This window comes from Allofournierella massiliensis (genome assembly GCF_004345265.1).
Taxonomy (GTDB): Bacteria; Bacillota; Clostridia; order Oscillospirales; family Ruminococcaceae; genus Allofournierella; species Allofournierella massiliensis.
Genome location: NZ_SLUM01000031.1, coordinates 1 through 17,007, shown reverse-complemented (window position 1 = coordinate 17,007; position 17,007 = coordinate 1). Strand labels below are relative to the sequence as shown.

The window sequence follows — 17,007 nt, the reverse complement described above, 5'->3', positions numbered from 1 at the left end:
TCTGCATCGGAAACACCCTCTCGCTATATTTCAAATCACTATTTCCACTTTTCTTTCAGCCAGTTTATGCACAAAAAGCATAGTCCCAGTGCAATAACCACACAGCCTAATCCTGCCCAGAAATCTGGGCGTTGAGCAAGTTCTGTTATATGAAACAAAGGATACATTCCTATCCATCGAAGTCCAGAAAGACCGCTTAGCGCAAGCATTGGCGGCAGGCAAAACATAATGCTGCCCACAAACATCGCTCCCAATGTATTGCCAATGAATTCCGAAAGTGTCATCAGAATCAACATCATGGTCATGCAAGCCAACAACCGGGCCAGTACCCCCCACACCAGCACATCAGAAAGGGTGATCCAAGCAGGCAACGCATGATATCCTTGCAGACTCATGGCCGGTGCAAACGGCATGGAAAGGCCGTAGTCTCGCAGTACCACAAGAAAACGCGGCAGGCAGGTAAGCAGGCAAATCAGTGCTGCCCCTACAGTTCCCACAGCCAGCTTACAACGCACCGTACGCTGACGGCCCAAAGGCGTGGCCATCACCACCCGTTTCATGCCGCCTTTCTGCTCAAAGGCGAACAATCCTGCAAAGCAAATACAGCTCACAAGCCCTGCCGTCAAGGTATCCCGCAGGTCACTTTCTCCACTGAAGCCGAACAGTTTTTCCCAGCCGCTCTCGTAGACCAGCTGCGCTTTTGGATTTTCCTTGATGTAGGAAAGATTGCCGTATTGGATACGCTGGAATACACTCATTTTCTGCTGCAAGCCATAATATGCGCCCATCTGGGCCTGATAGGCTTCACTGGTGATCTTGCCGGATTGCAGCGCCTGGTCCAGCTGGCGGATGGGTTCGAACTCCTCGTTCATGGTGAGCAGTTTCTGGTAAGTCTCTTCCGTATAAGGCCCGGCAAGCTGCTTCATGTACCAAGCATAATAGATTTCCTCCGCGTCGATGTAGCTCTCGGTAGTGGCAGTCTGCCAGGTCTGATACCCGGCAAAGACCAGCAGCACCACCGCCGCACCACAGAGCAAAAATAGCTTGCGACTCTCCTGTCGCAGTACTGTGGTGGGCTTTGTTTTCGCCGCTTTTCTTCGCAATCCCGCAAAGGCCGGAGCCGCCAGCAGCTGCCCCCGGCAGAAGAGCAAACAGACGCTACCCGCCAGAAGGCTGCCGTAGAGGATCGCCGCCAGCCATTCCACCAGCGGCAGACCGACTGGCGTGTCGAACCAGTAGAGGTTCCGATAGTTGCCCAGCAACTCATTGGTACGAAGCAGGCTGACCATATTCGCATATTTGATCACATTCAGGCGGCTGGTGGCGGGAATAGTTTCCCGGATGAGCCACTGGGCGGCGGGAAGAGCCAGCGCACCGCACCAGCCTACAAAGGCTCGCCGGGCCCACAAAGCCGCCAGCATGACCCAAAGCCCCATCACAAAGGCCCCGGCCCATTTGGCCAGCAAAAACAGCACCAGATACTGCCCCACCGTGATCTTCATGGTGCAGCGCATCAAGGCGGGAACACTTTGGATACTGCGCCCCAGCGGTCCGAGGCCGAAGGTAAGGCCGCAATAAACCAGATTCACGCCATACAAAAGCAGCAGCACCGCCAGCAGGCTCACCGCCAGCGCTCCCAACTTTGCCAGCGCAGTGTGTAGCCGTCCGCCAGGCATACTGCGCACCAGATTCAGCATCCCACTGTCCCGTTCCTGGCGAAACAAAAGGCTTGCCAGAAGCAGCATTGCAGCCAGCAAGATCAGGTCGGTAAACTGGTAGTCCAGCGCAGTGAACAGACCCTTCTGGGGAGCATACTGAATGGTCACATCCCCCATCCCCGCATAAACCGCAGCGGTCTTGTCGATATTCGCCCGGTCATAACTGCTTTTGCCATTATTGAAGATGGAAATGCCGGAAAGCTGTTTTGCCTTGGCCTGCACATCTTCCAGGAACTGGGGGTAGCCCGCCACCGTGTCCAGTTCTTCTTTTATCTGACTGAGAAGCCGATAATCCATCCTCAAATCGCCGGTATAAAGGTCATAGGTTTTGTCTTTATAGGCCTGTTCATATTGATTAAAAAGGTCGGCATATTCCTGCCGCACATCCATCCCCAAAAAGGCCCCACTTGCCTGATAGGAAAGAATCTGGTCAATCTGCAAAACGCCATACACAAGGTCCAGCTTTTCGTTGATGAAATCCTGCTGGGCCTGGGTGTCCATCCCGGCAAGATCTCGGGCCACAGCCCGCCAGGCCGCAGGCTGCGGGCTGTTTTCTCCAGGCCGGGTGCCGATATAGAGCAAAAACAGATTGGCAGCAGCAAGCACTGCCAGACACAGCGCAAAGATACGCTGCCCCCAGACCTTGCGCAGCTCGGCAAGCAGCAGTCTCATTTGCCATCCTCCTCACCGAACACCGCCAAGTACACCGCTTCCAGATTCTGCCCCGGCGCATGGGCTTCGATCAGGATTTTCACCGGAGCCTGATCCACCAGTTTACCATTTTTCAAAAGCAGAATTTCGGTGGCTACCGTTTCCACATCACTCACCACATGGGTGGCCACCAGAATAATCCGATCTTTGGCCATCTCTGCCAGCAGTTCCCGCAGCCGCACCCGTTCCTTCGGGTCAAGTCCGGCGGTGGGTTCGTCCAGAATCAGCAGTTTCGGGTCGCCAAGCAGGGCGCTGGCTAACAAAAGCCTCTGCTTCATGCCGCCGGAATAGGCGGCCAGACGCTTGTCCAATTCGCCGGAAAGGTTTACCCATTCCGCCACTTGTTCTATCTGCTCCGGCACCTCTTTGCTTGGAATTTCTTTTAAAGCGCACATGTAGGCCAAAAATTGGCGGCCGGTGTAGCTGTCGTAAAGGCCCTGCTGCTGGGGCATATAGCCCAGCACCCGGCGAAAGCGGATGTCCAGCGCCTGGGCGTTTTTGCCGCACCACTGCACGGTGCCGCCGTCCGCCTTCAGGCTGCCGGTGATGATGTTGATGAGGGTGGATTTGCCCGCTCCGTTGGGGCCAAGAAGGCCGTAAAGGCCCGGGCCGAGGGAAAAGCTCACCCCGGCCAAGGCCTTTTTTTTTGTGGCGGGGCGGCCAAAAAGGCCACCCCGAATCAGATAGCTTTTTTTCAGATTTTCCACCGCAAGGCAAGGGGCTGGATTCGTATGGTGGGTCATGGATGGTTCACCTCAAATTAAGTAAGAATGTAGCGTTCCTTGAATTCTTACACTTCGTTACAGTTTTTCGCTTGGGATAGAATTTTCTTTTTTGCTTTCTCCCGGATAGAAGTATAAAATTAACTGTACACTAAAACAGCATACAATTCTCGGTGGCGTTATAGAAGATTATTAGCCAGGGAAAGCAATTTCAGTGCCTTGTATCCCTTTCAAAAAGTCATCCTTGCTTATGATTGAATAGATGCTGTAATAGCTCAGCTCATTAATCAAGCCTTCTTTATCCTGCCCCTCTAACAGTTGCTCGCTATTGCTTACCTGGCAGATGATAGATTCCCCAAAATCGCCTACGATTGTGTGACTGTTTTCCTTTGTCTGCATATAACGCACACCTGTTAGATTGCCACTTTCGGAATCCAGAAGCGCAAGGACAATATTATTTTGCGCATCGTCTAGTGTTAATGCAAACTGATCATCAAAAAGATAGACCAAACCATATAACGTTTCGCCTGGGGCGAGGGCGGGGGCGTCAAACTCCCGAGTTTCACCGGTCAGAAGGTTTTCGTATCCCAAGCGGTTCGTTTTGGTGTCATATGTGCAGAAATAGTCTCCTTGTACATTGCAATAGGATGTAACGTTATCAAACTGAGGGCCGAGGGTGTTGTCCTGCCAATGTTCCAGCGAAACATCGGAAGAGGAAAGGTCCACCTTGAAATACTGGTTCTGCTCATAATTGGAACACAGGTATATCAGGTTCGTACCCGCCGCGCCCATCAAGGTGAAAACCTGCTTTTCCTGAGTGGGATATTCCAGCAAGATTTCCCTCTCGCCGCTCTGCAGGTCGATCTGCTCCAAGCGACGATGCCAGGTTCCAGTTTCATCTACTACATTAATCTCCATCAAAAGGGATGAACCATAGCCAAACACAGAACCTAGAAAACTTTCGCCATCCTGCAATTCCAGCACGGTTTTGCGGTTGGTCCCATCCGGCTCTATCTGCATGAGATAGGGGCCATGGGACTGTATGGGAGTGTTCTGGAGAACATACAGATGACTGTCAAAGAAAAAAATGCCATAGCCATATTCTCCATTCATGGGCAGATAGGACGTACAGTCCAGAGAATCGTGGGTGCAATTGGGTGCTGCGCAAAGATAGGTCTCCTGCCGGGATTCTGCATCCACATAAAACAGATTCTCGCCACCAAGCTGGACCTGGCATACCGAATACAGCCCATCGGGAGAAACTGCATGCTGATTAACCATATCCAAATAGGCCACATGGGTGATGGGCGTTTCGTTACCAGAAGTGACTGCCGGGCCCCTCTCTGATTCTCTGGGAGTATGAATCCCACAGGCTGTCAGCGACGTAACGAACAAACACAGTACGCTTAATTTTACAATGATTGAAATTTTCATAGGATTCCTCTGTTAAATAGTATGCTGCAAGGCGAAACACCTGCGCAGTTCCGCCTTGCAGTTATAACTTAAATCATAATAGCAATAATCAGTTATCCCATACGGTATTGCTCGTGTTGGCCGAAAAATAGACTCTGGCTCCGGATGCATCGGAGGCATATCTGAGATATTGGCCAGCAGAGCTTCCGAATTTCAGTTCATATTGCGGAGAATCCCAACGGTTGATGGGGATCAATGCTGAATCGTTGAAACTTACTACGTTATTCCATGTCCAAAGGATTGCACTGCCCGTGGAAGAACTCCTGTTCACTGCAAGCGACGTATTATCGGCAAAGCAAATGACAGTACCCGTTCTGCCTCCTACCGTTTTTGTCCATTCGTTAAATTTCTGATCTGTGTTCGGAGTTGTAACGTTCCACAAAATAAGATTCTTTCCTTTTGGACTAATGCTTGCACTACTTCGATTGACGTTTAGCCAGTTATAGCTATAAGAACCCGATCTCATGGGTCGGTAACTGATATTATTATAATCTGCAAACGCCGAAGTCGCCATGCCAAGCGCCAAAGCGCAAACCATACCCAGGGCAACGATTTTCTTTTTGAGATTCATACTGTAAAACCTCCATTTTGTTTTTATGAAACAACCGCTGTTTTCCACCGTGCCGCCCTGGCCGGGGGCGGTGCGGCGGAACGTTTCAAAAATCACCGGTGATTTACTACTTAATTTCCTTACACGTTTGCTTTTCAGCTAAAATTATCTATCTATTTCTTCTTTGTTTGTAGTATATTACCATTTTCACATTTTTTCCACAAAACTGTAACGAAGAACAAGATAATTGTCACAAACTACGAGTTGCTGTTTCACAGACTTTCCACACTGTCTTATCACCCGAAAATGAAAAGGCACTATGCAGTTATTGATAAACAAATTTTTATCGCTTCTGCACTATATAAAAGAGCTCCCCCCGAAAGGGTGGAGCTACGAGAATATTCAGATAACTTTGCATTCATCAATAGAATTCAAGCTATATTATCTGCTTTTTGATTTTCGCAATGTACAATTTACATTGATATAATAAAAGGCAAACGCGCCAGTGGAATCATCCAAGTGCGTTTGCCTTTTCGTTGTTATTCTTTCCTGACTTCACTTAAAAATAGAAGCCATATCTGATCGTTAGTAAATCATTTACAAACCCTCATTTTAGCTTACTTGCTTTTATCCTAAATTGCATCTTTATATCTTACTATGTTTGTACCATTTATTTCCGCACAATACGTAAGCCCATCTTCTTTTGAAAGAAACACTATCTTCCCTTTTCTCAAAAAAAATGCTCGTTGCTGATGCATTGATAATTTTTGTACTTTTTCGCGTTTCGAGTGAGTAAAGATAGATTTTATCTTCATCAAGTCTGTTTAAATAGCACACATAGCTCTCATTCAAGAAAAAATCTTTTGCAGTTACTCCATCAATAGGATCGTTTTCCTTCTTCTTTATGCTATATCTATATAGTTTCGAATCGTCTCCAATATAATAAATGTATTTTCCGTCATACGAAATATTTCCATAGTTACACTCGATTGGCAACAGATTCAATTCCCCTGTACGCATATCGATTTCCCACAGTTTATCTGATGCAATATATAACGAGTCCGAACTCAAAAAGAAGTATGAGGTCAAAGGATACATTATCGCTTGTTTGATAGCACTGTTATCCAAGATGTCAGCTGTGCTAAACACAACCTTCTCTTCAAACGAATTCAAATCCAATTCCACAATATAGAAGTCCGGCGATTCTTGCGCGCTGAACAACTGAAACGAATTGCGCTTTATTTCTTGGCACAGATACTATGATTTTCATATTAGTGCTTATGGTATTATTGGGTATGGAATTGCAGCTCTTTCTGTAATCGCCGCCAAATTAACTCAGAAAAGGAGAAGATTATCATGAATGTAAAAAAGGAACTCATCCAAATTGCAGGGAAAATCATCAATCGCTTGGGCGAGAGAGAACAATCTGACGATTATTTTCCCGTTTGTCCTTTCATTGGCTACCAGCCGCAGCGTCCCTTCAGCCAGCAAGAACAGACCAATCAGGAATAGTCTCCACACTCGCAAAAACGGCGAGCTGCTCTTTCTATGGAGCAGCTCGCCGTTTTTTATGATTCTATTCAAAAGTCAGTTGACCATCTTGCGCCTGACAATGTAGTGGCGCAGGAGTTCGGGCCAAAAGGGCAAGAGCCACTTCAGGATCAGTGAGCCAAGGTCTGATCTCATCTCGCAGAAGTGTCAGTGGCATCCGGTCGTGGATCTTGGAAACAGAAGCATTAGGAGCAGTGGTCAAAATAACAAAACAGTTCACGTCCTCCACACAGTCATATATTCCGGCAAGCCAAAGAGGACTGCCCGGCACCGTGAACAAGTACGGTCGGTGTGCAGAATCCCATTCATAGAATGCAGTAGCAGGTATTACGCAGCGGCGCCCGGTGATACTGCGCCGGAACATACCTTTTTGAGTGACGGTCTCTGCGCGAGCGTTGATGATAAGATGCCCGTTCCGTCCCGGTATACCCCATCTCTGCAGATCTCCGACGACCTTGTCTCCTCTTGAAATAAGCACCGGAGCGCTACATGAGGGCGCTACATCTCCATCTATGATACGGAAGTTCAGTTCGTCCTGCCCACATCTCTTCTGAACACTCCGCACGATTTGTCGTAGATCATCATTCGCTGCGGCACTGAACTGGTATCGACCACACATAGCGCTGCACCTCCTTATAAACCTTATCCCACGACAACGCCAAAAATACGGAAGGGCGCATCGGCGCAGACGTGAATCGGTTTGTATGCAGGGTTCAATGAACGAAGTTCTGTTTTCGTTCCATCTGTCCACAACTTCTTGCAGTAGCTTTGTCCATCATAATAACACATGACGATCTCGCCATTTTCCGCCACATCTCGCCGCTTGACCCATACCATCTGACCATCCGTGAACCGAGGCATCATACTATCGCCCGCCAAACGCACACCGAAATCAGCATTTGTCGGAACCGTATCGTCAACTTCGATCTCTTCAAATGCATCATCATCCAGTATCTGACCTGTACCGGCTGAGGCAGCCTGTAGAAAGATGGGTATCAGTCGTGTTTTTGGGGAATCAATCTCCATTCGGTACCGGGGTGAATCCAGCAATAAACTTCGGAATTCAGCGAGCTTTTGGAGCCCCGCATCATTCAGCCCATCACGGAGAGATTCCGAACTGAACAGGTAACTCACATCAGCATTATTGAGGACGCGAGCCAGTGCCAGCGCATGATGAATTTTGGGCTGAGTGCGTCCGCCCTCCCAAGAGCACAGGGCTCCTTTTCCAACGCTCTCACCTGCCGGCAGATATTTTGACATAGCTGCAACAACCTGATCCTGCGATAGTCCCAGGCGTTTGCGCTCTTGTACCAACCGCTCATACCACTGCATGCTGTATCACCTCAATGACATTATACAGCTTTCTGATAATGCTGACAAGGCTGCTTCTTCAAAAAATCTACAAAACAATCATTTTATGCCATTGATTTATCTGTTTTGTAGATTTATAATGAAACTGCAGGGAGGTGAGTTTGGTGCAGCTGAGACAAATACTTCATTGCGACTGTAATTGCTTCTATGCTTCGGTAGAGGCACAGGAGCACCCTGAGTATCGCGGCAAGCGAATTGCTGTGTGTGGTGATCCCGAGGCACGGCATGGCATCGTACTCACCGCAAGCTATCCGGCCAAAAAAATGGGTGTCAAAACCGGGATGGCTATATGGCAGGCTAAGCAGCGATGTGAAGACTTGATATGTTGTTCCCCCGCATTATAGCGAGTATGTACGCTACAGTGGTTTTGTACGAGAAATTTTTGAGTATTACACTGATCAGGTTGAACCCTTTGGCCTTGATGAAAGTTGGCTGGATGTTACGGGGAGCTGCGGCCTGTTCGGAAATGGAATGAGCATTGCCAAAGAAATCAGCCGTAAGGTCAAGAAAGAGTTGGGCATCACGGTTTCCATCGGTGTGGCAAATAACAAAATTAGTGCAAAACTCGGCAGTGACTACAAGAAACCTGACACCATAACCAGAATTGAGGCTGACAATTATGAAGAGATTGCCTATCCTCTTCCGGTTGAGGATCTGCTGTATGTGGGAACCGCCACAAAGAACAAACTTCATTGGTATGGTATCCGCACAATTGGAGAGTTGGCAAAAACAAATCCCGACATATTGGCCGGATGGTTTGGCAAAATGGGATATATCCTCTCCAGCTTTGCCCGCGGAACCGATCAAACTCCAGTTGCCAAACAAGGGTGGCATGCTGCTGTAAAGAGCATTGGCAATTCAGCCACAACGCCGCGCGACCTACTGAGTGATGAGGATGTTTGGCTTATGCTCGTGATCCTGTCTGAGAGCGTTGCATCCCGAATGCGAGAACTGGCAATGAAATGTACCGTTGTCGAAATCTCTGTTCGCGATAAAGATCTTTGCAGTTTTATCCGGCAGCGAAAACTGGAAACGCCCACCTGCTACAGCATGGAAATCGCCCAAGCCGCTTTCGCTTTGTTCAAGGCCAGTTATTCCTGGGCAAAGCCATTGCGCAGCATCGGTGTGCGTGGTTCAAATCTGGTTTCTGCAGATTCTGCTATACAGCTCTCTTTGCTCTCTAACGAAGAAAACCGCGAACGTCATGAGCGTTTGGACCACGCCGTGGATGTCATACGGGATCGGTATGGATATACAAGCCTGCAGCGTGCAATTGTGTATACGGATCACAAACTCGGAAGAGTTAATCCTACTGAACATACAATTCATCCTGTAGGCTACTTCTGTTCCGGGTAGAGGGAGACACTGAATGAAACGAGAGAGAGAAAAGAAATATGTGACAGTCGATGTTCGCTTTTCAGAAGATGGGCGGCTCCGTCCTCTTCAGATTGTTTTTGATGCGGAGCACATTTATGAAATCGATCGGGTCAAAGATGTATGCCGAAGAGCCGCAGATGTGGGCGGAGTTGGCGATCGCTATACCTGCTTGATCCATGGTAAGGAGCGCTACCTATGGTTTGAAAAAGGAAAATGGTTTGTGGAAGCGTTCGCCCAATAGTGTATTTAATCTTTTACAGATGTAAAAATAACACACAAGCAAACGACACCGGGAATGATAATTTAGAAGTTCGTGAAGAGCAACACCATATGCAATTGGTGTTGCTCTTTGTTTTCTATTCCACTGCTGCCTCGAACCTAAAAAGCGGGAATGGCACTGCTCAATTTGTGCCATTCCCGCTAAACTAAATATTTCTATACGTAGACTTTTTATGGTGACAACACAATCTGTAACGACTCAATGGGGGTATAGTCGACCAAGAGTCTTTGACAAACTCACATTCATGGTAACCCCATTGCTTGTGCAATTCTAAGCAACAATTCCAGATTTTCAACTTTTGTGCTTGCTTTACTTCCAGATTTAGCCGCAAAGTTTTGAATTAATTCCGAAACAAGTTGCTTTTCCTCTGGAGAAAGGCTCTTAACGGACAGAATTTCCACATTTTCCCCATAAATCAATTCATCGATTGTCACGTCCCATAATTCTGCTAAAAGAATTAGTGTATCAACCGGAATTGCTTTGGCATCAGTTTCATAACTGCTAATAGAGGAAGCCTTCTTTCCTAATCTCTTTGCCAAATCAGCCTGTGACCACTCTTTCGATTTCCGCAATTGCTGAATACGGTGTCCGAAATAATGCTGCGTCATCCTAAGCCTTTACCCCATATCTCAAATTTTCGATTTCTTTCATAATAATTGTTGATTATCCACTTTAAGTGAAGTATTATAATCAAATAACACTCATGGTGTTATTCTGGTCATATTTATTGACAATTTTGAAAGGAAGACCTATTTTGAACACAGATGTAAAAACTCGTCTGATCTTAAAAGAAGTAGGAGTACGAACTATGACTGTAAAAATATTAGTTTGCGATGATGATCCGACCTTTGTGAATCAATTGGTAGAATTGATTAATCGCCAGCCAAAATACGGAACTAGTAACATTTCTATCACCGGTTGCTCTGACCCTAGTCAATTGAACGACAAAATGCTTTCTGAGTTTAATATTATGTTTCTCGATATTGACATGGGACAATATAGTGGGCTTTCAATTGCGCGCCGCGTACGTAATTTACAATTGAACTCCTTGTTGATTTTTGTAACACACTATGTAGAGTTCAGCCTCGAAGGTTATGAGGTAAACGCCTTTCGTTATCTTCTAAAAGAAAGCCTTTCAGAAAAACTTCCCATTTACTTTAAAGAAGCAATGATGCAATTTGCACAAAAAGGAAATGCTCTCAAATTCACAGCTAGCGGTGAAGATTACGTTGTACAATACGAAAATATCGTCTATCTTGAGAGTCACCTACGTATTATTCATCTTCATACTCGTCACCCTGAACGGATCAACGAATACTTCTATGCAACTATGGAAGAAATGGAAAAAGAACTATCTCCAGCTGGATTTCTTCGAATTCACAAAAGTTATCTCGTCAATATGCAACATATCAAAAAGCTAAACTATGACAGAGCGCAGCTATCGGACGATACAATCCTACCGGTAAGCCAAAAGAAGTTCTCCGAAATCAAACTCCGATACATGAATTGGAAGGCTCAACAATGAACACACTTCTTCTTACTGCCCTATGGTTATCAATCGATCTTCTCTATTCACATTTATTCTTCGATTCTTTTTTCCCAAAAAGGAGCCATAGTTTCCGGCGGTTTTTACTATTTCCTATCTTCACAATTGCTGGCACTATTCTGTTAACATTTTCCCCATCCACATATACTCCTATCGTAAGTATTCTCATTTTCGCACTTATAAACTCGTTTTTACATATAACTTCCAAAGCTTACTCTGTTTTTTTCTCTATAATTGTTTACTCCATTGGATGTACCATCGATAATCTTGTTTTCACAAGTTTTTTGGCGTTCAGCGGTTGGCACTATTCAACTTTACAATCCCACTTTATTGTGTACCTTCTCCTAGGTATGCTTTCTCACGGATTGCCACTTATTTTTTGTTTCGCATTCCATCGATCGAGAAAGCTCAAGTGTACCGAAACCACTAATTGGAATTGGTACTCTATTCCCACTGTTCTGTCTTTTGTCTGTATTATGATGGAATTTTACCTAAACTCATGCTTTCAACATGATCAAATCGAGTGTGTCCCGCTTTCTGTATGTGCTGCATTTATCACTATAGTAAACATCGCTTCTTTGTTACTGGTCAGTTGGATTGAAAGAACTTCTCACTTTCGAGAAGAATCTCTATTGCTTCATGCACAAATCAAAGTGCAGTCTGAAGGCATTGAAGCACTCAGCCTATCAAATACAGCACAACGTAAACTAACACATGATTTTCGTGCTCATCTGGAAATGTTGGATTCTTTACTGGAAAACAAGTCTTTTCAGGAAGCGGCTAACTATATCACTCAACTACGTGCAGAACAAACAGAACGTATTCTTCTTGTAAACACTCACAATTCTGCAATGGATGCAATTTTGAACCAAAAAGCGTTGATTGCCAAAAAACATAACATTGATGTTCAATTCACTGTAAATGATCTTTCTCCTCTTCTAATTGATGCGGTAGACCTTACTGTGATTATTAGTAATTTAATGGATAATGCCATCGAGGCCTGTGAGAAACTCCCTATCCAGGAGCGTCAAATTCACGTGAAAGCTCTTCTAGAAGACGCGTTTTTCTTTTCAATTCGCAACCGTTCTGAAACTGTACAAGTCTGCGATAACATGGTTATTACCACAAAACCAAATACTCTTTTGCACGGTTATGGTTTGCAAAATGTACGGTCTACTCTTAACAAATACGATTCATACTTTGGCTTAGATTATCAAAACGGATGGTTCTTAGCCTATGCTGAGATTCAAAACACCCCTCTTTCATAACATTATACTCGTTTTTTGATGCAAAAATGAGTATTTCTCACTCATTTTCCTATATGATTAGTAAAAAGTGTGTGGGTGGGGTGATTATGGGATGCAAACCGCCGCAAATAAGATTACAAACTACTTTCTCCGGATTGGATTGATCGAACCTTATCAAAGCGAATGGTTCACCTATATCCTAGAAAGCCGGTTAACAACTCTCTTTTCCTTGCCCATTTTAATTTTGATAGGATGCTTTATTGCTCCAATTGAGGTTGTCATCACTCTAAATATTGGCATGCTATATTTACGTCCTAGAATAAATGGATTCCATTCCAAAACTTTTATCGGATGTTTTATGACATCTACTCTTTTGGAACTTTCATCCCTATTTTTATTCTATTATTTTGACAACGTTATTGCATATCTTACCTTTTTCTGTTCTATTTTTATCATTCTTTATTTAGGTCCATTTAACAACAGTCAAATCCATTTTACTGAAGAAGAAATGATAATAGCTCGCAACAAAATGCATGTTTCACTGGTTATATTTTGTCTGGTAACCTTCATAATATTATTCACTTTTCCAATTTTGGGTAGATGTCTCATTATGTCTCTCAATGTAGTCGCATTTCTTTTAGTTATCGCAAACCTTGGATTTGGAATCCAATGAGGAGGAATTTTATATGAAAAACAGCACAAAAAAGACCGTACACACTATTCTGAAGTCACTCGTTCAAAAATCGATTGAACACGAGTCCAACAAGTATGCATCCTGCCCTCATGTCTGGGCATATCAACCGCATCGGCCGGACGCACCGCTTTTAAAGACCCCCCCTATCGATAAAATCGATCCTAAAAACAGCTGAGTATACATTCATCATCCTGATATTCAATTTTTGAAAATTAGCGATTTTTCCACTTTAAAAGCCCACTATTGTTGAAATTAAGTTTTCTACAATAGTGGGCTTTTTATTTATATCAATTTTCAAATAAATCTGTAGAATTTGCATTTTTTCCTACATAGTGAACAACTTTCTTTTTCATTTCCTGGTGGCGGAATAGTCATTGAACCGTTCAACTGGTTCAGGCTATTCCGCCTTTTTTTATTTCCTCGTGGGCCTCCAGAATCAAATATTACGCCAAGTTTGAACGGATTTTTGACTCTGGAGGTCTTTTTATGAAAAACATTAATCTTCGCGAATATTATCCTTCTATCTATCCCAATGATTTCTACATCACTGTTTCTGATGATATTGCAGAGGTCTTTCGCAAATCAGAAAACACAGAAAAAGCATATTATAAAAAGAAAAAGCGAAACAAAGCATATTATTCGTTGGATGCAGATCCCAGTTTGGAGTCCCACATTCTTGGATCGGAGCCCTCTCCTATGGTGCTTTACGAACAAAAGCACCTTCGAATGGCACTTTATCAGGCAATGGAACACTTGTCTGAAAAGCAATATCGAAGGCTATCCGCACACCTATTCCAGCGTATGAGTATTTCTGAAATCGCCCATGCGGAGGGTATTTCAAAAGCATCTATACAAGACAGCATCGAACAGGCTTTAAGAACAATCTCTAAAATTCTTGTGGCCAACTCGTATATCTGATACTGTTTTGCGTCAAATTTCAAATATTTTCTATTTTTTTACTTTTCCTACCCTACGAATGGCCAAAAAATGTCCTTATATTATGAGAGGACTTTTTTTACCCCCCCTCTCCGGGAACCTTGAAAACTGAATATTTTTCTTCATTGACTGACATAGAACCTGCCTTGCCGCAACCCACGGAGCGACGGCAAGCACGGACAGCACTGACGCCATAACCCTTTTTTGGTGAGCGATTCCCAGTGGCTGTCAGGGTGGCATGGCACCCCACCTGATGCAAAGAAAGGGCAGCGTATTATGATACTCCCCGCAGCACTATCGCAAGAATGTGGCGGGACTGCCTCCGGCTGGGCAGGAAGAGGGGTCAGCCAACGGCCCGGTCAATGAGTTCATTTTTCAATGAACATTTATCTGGACTCTTGATTCCAGATATCAGGCGATCACCAGTTTGCGGTGGTCGCCGCCTATGTGGAATCAAGCGCATTGATAGTTGCATTCGAACTACCAATAACATTATTATCTGCAAATCATATCGCACGATTTCCCTGTTTGAGCTGATCTATTACCTTCATTATCAGCCCCATAAACTAACAAGGAGTCTGTTTCATGTTTCAAGAACGAATTGCGGAATTGAACCGTATCAACGAGCAAAATCCCGTCTGCTTTGAAAAGCGAACCTACACCGTTGATGAAATTCAGGATATTCTGGGTGTGAGTCGCCCCACTGCATACAATTTGGTAAAGCAGGAGCTTTTCCGCAGTGTGCGAGTCGGCGGTCACATCCGTATTTCCAAAAAGAGCTTTGATGAATGGCTGGATCAAAATGCCGTATGATGTCAAGGGTGTCGATTCGGTTATCGGCATCCTTACTTTTTCTCCGCACTTCTCTTACAATTGGATCACGCAAAACACCCATCAACCGTAAGAGGAGGAGCAAAATGGAAACCACTAAAACAAAGAAAAGTGTTTCGGTTCGTGAAATGGGCAAAATGCTTGGCCTGAAAAAGGTAGAATCCTACTGGCTGGTCAAGAAAAACTATTTCACTACCATACAGGTTGCCGGTCGAATGCGTGTCATGCTGGACAGTTTCGAAGATTGGTACTCTGGACAGTTCCATTATAAAAAGGTAGACGGAACTCCACCTGGTACCAAATGGAGAGACACCACCCTTTCTGTCCCGGAGCTTGCTGAGATGCTAGGTATTCATTCTGCAACGGCTTACGAACTGGTCAAACGGGTACATCTGGAAACCACGATTATTGATCGTCGTATCCGGGTAATGCGAGACAGTTTTGAATGCTGGTACGACAGTCAGGACCGCTATAAGAAATGTTCTGAACGGAGAGAGTAATCATGGCATCCATTGTAAAACGTAAAAGCAAGTATTCAGTGGTGTACGCCTACATTGACGAACATGGCAAGCGACGGCAGCGCTGGGAAACCTTTGACACCAGCGCAGAGGCTAAAAAGAGGAAAACTCAAATCGAATATGAGCAGGAAACCGGAAACTTTATCGTTCCCACCGCAAAAACTCTGGCAGATCTTCTCAACGAGTATATGTCCATTTATGGAGTAAACACCTGGGCTATGTCTACATACGAAAGCCGGAAAGGTCTGATGCGAAATTACATCATTCCAATCATCGGTGATCTTTGTTTGGCAGACATCACCCCACGAATGATGGACAAATACTACCGTGACCTGCTGAATGTGAAATCCGTTTCTATCAACAACAGAAAGCCCACAAGTGAATATCTTTCTGCACACACTGTTCGTGAGATTCACAAGCTGCTGCGTAACGCATTCAATCAGGCGGTGCGTTGGGAAATGATCCCACGCAATCCGGTTCTGAATGCAACTCTTCCAAAAGCAGAGTATAAAAAACGAGAGATTTGGAGTCCGGATATGCTTGCAAAAGCTCTCGAGGTATGTGATGACCCCATTCTTTCATTGGCCATCAATCTGGCGTTCTCCTGTTCTCTGCGGATGGGCGAATTGCTTGGGCTGACTTGGGACTGTGTGGACATCTCTCCGCAAAGCATTGAGGCTGGAAACGCCAGTATCTTCATTAATAAAGAACTTCAGCGTGTCACCCGTGGCGCTCTGGACGATTTAAGTGACAAAGGCGTAGTACGAAAGTTTCCTCCCTGTATTGCCAGTACCCATACCGCTCTGGTTCTGAAAGAGCCGAAAACCAAAACAAGTATCCGGCGCGTCTATCTTCCCCAGACAGTTGCCCAGATGCTTGTGAAGCGTAAAGAAGAAATCGCCGAACTGATGGATCTGTTCGGCGACGAGTACATCGATAATGATTTAGTCTTTTGCTCCAGCAACGGACGCCCCATGGAAAGTCAGATCATCAACCGGGCATTCAGTAAGTTGATTGAAGATCATGGTCTTCCTCATGTAGTCTTTCATTCCCTTCGTCATTCCAGTATCACCTACAAACTGAAATTGAACGGCGGTGATATGAAGTCTGTACAGGGTGACTCAGGCCACGCACAAATGAAGATGGTCGCGGATGTGTATTCCCACATTATTGACGAAGATCGCTGCCTGAACGCCCAACGATTCGAAGCTGCCTTTTATGCTCCTAAGCAATCTTCTCCCGCTGCTGCTTCCGTTACGCCGGAGCAACCAGCCATCAAACAAAAAGAGGAAGATTCCATGAGCGACACAGCCAAAATTCTAGAACTGCTGAAAAACCCAGAAACCGCCGCACTCTTAAAGCAACTGGTCAGCGCATTATGAGCTGCGAAGGGGCTGTTGCAAAACGGAAGTTGAGCAACAGCCCCCACTTTTTGCGAAAAGCAGGATCGGAAGAGACTTTTTCAAGAATTTTAGGAGAAAT

The 17,007-nt window shown here is 45.1% G+C and carries 20 protein-coding genes; 12 read left to right on the top strand and 8 right to left on the bottom strand.

The window, feature by feature from the left end; translation table 11 throughout:
- Positions 1-38: 38 nt before the first annotated feature.
- The 5 genes from EDD77_RS15135 to EDD77_RS15115 all read right to left on the bottom strand — a co-directional run bounded on the left by EDD77_RS15135 (position 39) and on the right by EDD77_RS15115 (position 6,359).
- Positions 39-2,390, bottom strand: a complete 2,352-nt coding sequence (locus tag EDD77_RS15135; protein WP_058965483.1) for an ABC transporter permease — start codon at positions 2,388-2,390, stop codon at positions 39-41.
- Positions 2,387-3,172, bottom strand: a complete 786-nt coding sequence (locus EDD77_RS15130; protein WP_082669633.1) for an ATP-binding cassette domain-containing protein — start codon at positions 3,170-3,172, stop codon at positions 2,387-2,389. Before EDD77_RS15130 ends, EDD77_RS15135 begins: the two co-directional genes overlap by 4 nt.
- A gap of 171 nt (positions 3,173-3,343) precedes the next feature.
- The gene (locus EDD77_RS15125; protein WP_058965482.1) at positions 3,344-4,585 is read right to left on the bottom strand and encodes a hypothetical protein; all 1,242 of its coding nucleotides are present in this window, start codon (positions 4,583-4,585) and stop codon (positions 3,344-3,346) included.
- An 88-nt stretch (positions 4,586-4,673) separates the two neighbouring features.
- Positions 4,674-5,195 carry a hypothetical protein gene (locus EDD77_RS15120; RefSeq protein ID WP_132587431.1) on the bottom strand — a complete coding sequence of 174 codons (522 nt, stop codon included), beginning with the start codon at positions 5,193-5,195 and terminating at the stop codon, positions 4,674-4,676.
- A gap of 624 nt (positions 5,196-5,819) precedes the next feature.
- Positions 5,820-6,359 (bottom strand): DUF5050 domain-containing protein, encoded by a 540-nt coding sequence (locus tag EDD77_RS15115; protein WP_132587430.1) that lies wholly within the window; start codon positions 6,357-6,359, stop codon positions 5,820-5,822.
- 171 nt (positions 6,360-6,530) lie between these two features.
- On the opposite strand from EDD77_RS15115, the gene EDD77_RS18155 reads away from it, so the two are divergent.
- Entirely contained in the window at positions 6,531-6,686 is a 156-nt protein-coding gene (locus tag EDD77_RS18155; protein WP_156417379.1) for a hypothetical protein, read from the top strand.
- 64 nt (positions 6,687-6,750) lie between these two features.
- Here the strand turns inward: EDD77_RS18155 and EDD77_RS18850 are convergent, their stop codons facing one another.
- Positions 6,751-7,344 carry an SOS response-associated peptidase gene (locus tag EDD77_RS18850; RefSeq protein WP_058965480.1) on the bottom strand — a complete coding sequence of 198 codons (594 nt, stop codon included), beginning with the start codon at positions 7,342-7,344 and terminating at the stop codon, positions 6,751-6,753.
- Positions 7,345-7,367: 23 nt separating this feature from the next.
- The gene (locus EDD77_RS15105) at positions 7,368-8,057 is read right to left on the bottom strand and encodes a LexA family protein (protein WP_058965479.1); all 690 of its coding nucleotides are present in this window, start codon (positions 8,055-8,057) and stop codon (positions 7,368-7,370) included.
- Between the two features lie 134 nt (positions 8,058-8,191).
- On the opposite strand from EDD77_RS15105, the gene EDD77_RS18765 reads away from it, so the two are divergent.
- From EDD77_RS18765 to EDD77_RS15095, 3 genes are read left to right on the top strand one after another with little or no spacing between them, the layout of a single operon-like run.
- On the top strand, positions 8,192-8,440 hold the full coding sequence (locus EDD77_RS18765) for a Y-family DNA polymerase (RefSeq protein ID WP_341439620.1): 249 nt from the start codon (positions 8,192-8,194) through the stop codon (positions 8,438-8,440).
- Positions 8,441-8,474: 34 nt separating this feature from the next.
- Complete coding sequence (locus tag EDD77_RS15100) at positions 8,475-9,452, top strand: DinB/UmuC family translesion DNA polymerase (protein ID WP_341439634.1); 978 nt, start codon at positions 8,475-8,477, stop codon at positions 9,450-9,452.
- A 13-nt stretch (positions 9,453-9,465) separates the two neighbouring features.
- A complete protein-coding gene (locus tag EDD77_RS15095; protein WP_077138577.1) occupies positions 9,466-9,714 on the top strand; it encodes a hypothetical protein in 249 nt (82 codons plus the stop codon).
- A gap of 281 nt (positions 9,715-9,995) precedes the next feature.
- On the opposite strand, the gene EDD77_RS15090 is transcribed toward EDD77_RS15095, so the two are convergent.
- Positions 9,996-10,361: a helix-turn-helix domain-containing protein gene (locus tag EDD77_RS15090; RefSeq protein ID WP_058965478.1), complete on the bottom strand. Its 366-nt coding sequence runs from the start codon at positions 10,359-10,361 to the stop codon at positions 9,996-9,998.
- A 146-nt stretch (positions 10,362-10,507) separates the two neighbouring features.
- On the opposite strand from EDD77_RS15090, the gene EDD77_RS15085 reads away from it, so the two are divergent.
- The 8 genes from EDD77_RS15085 to EDD77_RS15050 all read left to right on the top strand — a co-directional run bounded on the left by EDD77_RS15085 (position 10,508) and on the right by EDD77_RS15050 (position 16,907).
- A complete protein-coding gene (locus EDD77_RS15085) occupies positions 10,508-11,278 on the top strand; it encodes a LytR/AlgR family response regulator transcription factor (RefSeq protein ID WP_172733329.1) in 771 nt (256 codons plus the stop codon).
- 653 nt (positions 11,279-11,931) lie between these two features.
- Complete coding sequence (locus EDD77_RS18150) at positions 11,932-12,567, top strand: sensor histidine kinase (protein ID WP_058965476.1); 636 nt, start codon at positions 11,932-11,934, stop codon at positions 12,565-12,567.
- Between the two features lie 91 nt (positions 12,568-12,658).
- Positions 12,659-13,219 (top strand): accessory gene regulator B family protein, encoded by a 561-nt coding sequence (locus tag EDD77_RS18845; protein WP_058965475.1) that lies wholly within the window; start codon positions 12,659-12,661, stop codon positions 13,217-13,219.
- 13 nt (positions 13,220-13,232) lie between these two features.
- Positions 13,233-13,415 (top strand): hypothetical protein, encoded by a 183-nt coding sequence (locus EDD77_RS15070; RefSeq protein ID WP_132587429.1) that lies wholly within the window; start codon positions 13,233-13,235, stop codon positions 13,413-13,415.
- A gap of 311 nt (positions 13,416-13,726) precedes the next feature.
- Positions 13,727-14,158: a sigma-70 RNA polymerase sigma factor region 4 domain-containing protein gene (locus EDD77_RS15065; protein ID WP_058965474.1), complete on the top strand. Its 432-nt coding sequence runs from the start codon at positions 13,727-13,729 to the stop codon at positions 14,156-14,158.
- A 603-nt stretch (positions 14,159-14,761) separates the two neighbouring features.
- Positions 14,762-14,989, top strand: a complete 228-nt coding sequence (locus tag EDD77_RS15060) for a helix-turn-helix domain-containing protein (protein WP_058965473.1) — start codon at positions 14,762-14,764, stop codon at positions 14,987-14,989.
- Between the two features lie 104 nt (positions 14,990-15,093).
- The gene (locus tag EDD77_RS15055; RefSeq protein WP_058965472.1) at positions 15,094-15,507 is read left to right on the top strand and encodes a helix-turn-helix domain-containing protein; all 414 of its coding nucleotides are present in this window, start codon (positions 15,094-15,096) and stop codon (positions 15,505-15,507) included.
- 2 nt (positions 15,508-15,509) lie between these two features.
- A complete protein-coding gene (locus EDD77_RS15050) occupies positions 15,510-16,907 on the top strand; it encodes a tyrosine-type recombinase/integrase (RefSeq protein ID WP_058965471.1) in 1,398 nt (465 codons plus the stop codon).
- The last annotated feature ends 100 nt before the right edge of the window (positions 16,908-17,007 follow it).